5 protein-coding genes are annotated in these 3027 nt (G+C 73.9%); 3 read left to right on the top strand and 2 right to left on the bottom strand.

What is annotated here, in order from left to right:
* Positions 1-4 precede the first annotated feature (4 nt).
* Positions 5-550: a futalosine hydrolase gene (locus ACFXA3_RS39930; RefSeq protein WP_385195914.1), complete on the top strand. Its 546-nt coding sequence runs from the start codon at positions 5-7 to the stop codon at positions 548-550.
* The gene (locus tag ACFXA3_RS39925) at positions 540-1397 is read left to right on the top strand and encodes a 1,4-dihydroxy-6-naphthoate synthase (RefSeq protein ID WP_385195912.1); all 858 of its coding nucleotides are present in this window, start codon (positions 540-542) and stop codon (positions 1395-1397) included. Before ACFXA3_RS39930 ends, ACFXA3_RS39925 begins: the two co-directional genes overlap by 11 nt.
* Positions 1398-1468: 71 nt before the next feature.
* Here the strand turns inward: ACFXA3_RS39925 and ACFXA3_RS39920 are convergent, their stop codons facing one another.
* Positions 1469-1852: a cold-shock protein gene (locus ACFXA3_RS39920; RefSeq protein WP_030012939.1), complete on the bottom strand. Its 384-nt coding sequence runs from the start codon at positions 1850-1852 to the stop codon at positions 1469-1471.
* Between the two features lie 200 nt (positions 1853-2052).
* On the opposite strand from ACFXA3_RS39920, the gene ACFXA3_RS39915 reads away from it, so the two are divergent.
* Complete coding sequence (locus ACFXA3_RS39915; RefSeq protein WP_385195910.1) at positions 2053-2304, top strand: hypothetical protein; 252 nt, start codon at positions 2053-2055, stop codon at positions 2302-2304.
* A gap of 37 nt (positions 2305-2341) precedes the next feature.
* Here ACFXA3_RS39915 and ACFXA3_RS39910 read toward each other — a convergent pair whose 3' ends face one another.
* On the bottom strand, positions 2342-2998 hold the full coding sequence (locus ACFXA3_RS39910; RefSeq protein ID WP_385195907.1) for an HAD family hydrolase: 657 nt from the start codon (positions 2996-2998) through the stop codon (positions 2342-2344).
* Positions 2999-3027: the final 29 nt, after the last annotated feature.

Raw genomic sequence — 3027 nt, 5'->3', positions numbered from 1 at the left:
CGGGCTGTCTGTTTGTGTTATAAGCCCCGGGCCGGGGGGGCCCCACAACCCCCCGGCCGTCCCCGCCGCCCGGGGGGGCGGGTTCCCGCCCGCCGCCCCGGTCGGCTCCCTCGTGGTCGCCGACGCCATCGTGGCCGCCGACCTCGGGGCCGAGACCCCCGACGGCTTCCTCGACGTACAGGAGCTCGGCTTCGGGCACAGCGTGCACCTGCCGCCCGCCGAACTCGCCGCCCGGGCCGCCGAGGCCACCGGGGCGCTCCTCGCCCCCGTGCTGACCGTCTCCACCGTCACCGGCACCGCCGAGGGCGCCGCCCGGCTCGCCGCCCGGCACCCGCTCGCCGGGGCCGAGGCCATGGAGGGCTTCGGGGTCGCGGAGGCGGCCGCCGCACACGGACTGCCCGTACTGGAGATCCGCGCCGTGTCCAACGCCGTCGGCCCCCGCGACCGCGACGCCTGGCGGATCGGGGACGCGCTGGCCGCGCTCACCGCCGGATTCCGCGCCCTGGGGCCCGTACTCGTCCATTGGGGAGAGCACCGACATGAGTCGTGACCCGCACCCGGCGGTCAGGATCGCCTATTCGCCCTGCCCGAACGACACCTTCGTCTTCGACGCGTGGGCCCACGGCCGGATCCCGGGCGCGCCCGGCCTCGACGTCACCTTCGCCGACATCGACATCACCAACGGCATGGCCGAGCGCGGCGAGCTGGACGTGCTGAAGGTGTCGTACGCCGTGCTGCCCTGGGTGCTGGAGGAGTACGCGCTGCTGCCCTGCGGCGGGGCGCTCGGCCGCGGCTGCGGGCCGCTCGTGCTGACGCGGGAGCCGGGGGTGGACCTGGCCGGCAAGACCGTCGCCGTGCCGAGCGAACGTTCCACCGCCTACCTGCTGTTCCGGCTGTGGGCCGCGGACGTGCTGCCGGACGGGGTCGGCAAGGTCGTCGTGCTGCCGTTCCACGAGATCATGCCGGCCGTCCGCGACGGCCGGGTGGACGCCGGACTGGTCATCCACGAGGCCCGGTTCACCTATCAGGACTACGGGTTGCACTGCCTGGCCGACATGGGCGAGCACTGGGAGGCCACGACCGGCCTGCCGATCCCGCTCGGCGCGATCATCGCGAAGCGCTCGCTGGGCGCCGGGACGCTGCACGCGCTGGCCGAGTCGGCCCGTACGTCGGTCCGGATGGCCTGGGACGACCCGGCGGCCTCCCGCCCGTACGTCCGCGCCCACGCGCAGGAACTGGACCCGGCCGTCGCCGACCAGCACATCGGGCTGTACGTCAACGAGTTCACCGCCGACCTCGGCGACGACGGGTACGCGGCGGTGCGCGGGCTGTTGACGCGGGCCGCGGCGGAGGGTCTGGTACCGGCCATCGCGCCGGGTGCGCTGGCCTTCCCGTAGGCCGCCGGCACGCCCGTACGACGGTGCCCCGGCCCTCTTGCGAAGGCCGGGGCACCGTCGTGCGTACGGGCTCAGACGTCGAGCTGGTCGGCCACCGCGCGCAGCAGGCCGGCGATCTTCGTGCCGTGCACCTTGTCGGGGTAGCGGCCGCGCTCCAGCATCGGCGTGATGTTCTCCAGCAGGGTCGTGAGGTCCTGCACGATGGACGCCAGCTCGTCGGGCTTGCGGCGCTGTGCGGCCGCGACCGAGGGCGCCGGGTCCAGCACGGTCACGGAAAGCGCCTGGTCACCGCGCTGTCCCGCGACAACGCCGAACTCGACGCGCTGGCCGGGCTTGAGTGCGTCGACCCCGGCCGGGAGCACCGACGAGTGGACGAAGACGTCACCGCCGTCGTCGCGGGAGAGAAAGCCGAAGCCCTTCTCACTGTTGAACCACTTGACCTTGCCGGTAGGCACGTCCGTCCTCTGTCCTTGTGCTCGTCGGGGTCCGGCGTGCCGCACGGCGGCTCCGGACAACAGCGCAGCGGGTCATGGTGACCCGCCGTATCCAGGCTAGTGGGCGTTTCACAGGTGACAAGACGTTCCCCGGTCCTTCGCCGGCTCTTCGCTGTCGGCTGCGCCGTCGGCTGCTTCGGCCAGGGAACTACCCTGGTGGGGTGACTGTTACTCCTCATGGCGACGAAGCGCGGCCCGGCGACGGCCTGGTGCGCGCCGGCGGCATCGTGTTCATCGTCGGCGCCGTGGCCACCCTCGTGACGATGGCCCCGCTGTTCCTGCACACCGACCCGTTCCCCTCGTACGCGTGGGCCGTGTGCATGCTGATGGGCGTCGGCTTCGCCGTCTCGGCGGCGGGCGTGCTGCGCTCGGCGGCGGCCCAGCGCCGCGCCGCCCGCGCCTCGCAGAGCTAGACCGGCCCGCCCCCGCACGGTCAGAGCGACCGCCCGGTCAGAGCGACTGCGCGGCGACGTACTCCGCGAGCCACTGCGGCAGCGCGGTGAGGTCCGCCAGCACGACGTCGGCGCCCGCCTCCCGCAGCTCCGGCTCCGGGCACGGGCCCGTCGGGACCGCCACCGACAGCGCACCGGCCGTACGGGCGCCGCGGACGTCGCCCACGTGGTCGCCGACGTAGACCTGCGCCCCGTACTCGCGCAGCGCGCCCGCCTTGGCCTCGGCCCACAGCCAGCCGATGACCGCGTCCGGCTCGATGCCGAGGTGCGCCAGGTGCAGCCGCGCGTTGGGCTCGTGCTTGGCCGTCACCACGATGGCGCGGCCGCCGAGCGCCCGGACCGCTTCGATCGCCTCGCGGGCACCGGGCATCGCGGGCGTCGCCTCGATGGCGTACGTGGGGTAGATCTCCCGGTAGCGGTCGGCCATGGCGGGGATCTCCGCCTCCGGGAACCAGTACGCGAGCTCCTCGTCCAGCGGCGGCCCGAGCCGGGTGACGGCCTCGTCGGCATCGATGAACGTACCCGTCTCGGCGGAAAGCGCCTGGTAGGCGGCCTTGATGCCGGGGCGCGAATCGATGAGGGTCATGTCGAGGTCGAAGCCGACGGTCAGCTGCCGCGCGGACGCGGCGGGCGCGGTGGGGGTCTCGGAGCTCATACCGCCATTGTGCCGAGCCCCGCCGGTAC

This window comes from Streptomyces sp. NPDC059456 (genome assembly GCF_042750055.1).
GTDB lineage: Bacteria > Actinomycetota > Actinomycetes > Streptomycetales > Streptomycetaceae > Streptomyces.
Note: the sequence above shows the minus strand (reverse complement) of the source record. Positions and strands in the feature narration are given on the sequence as shown.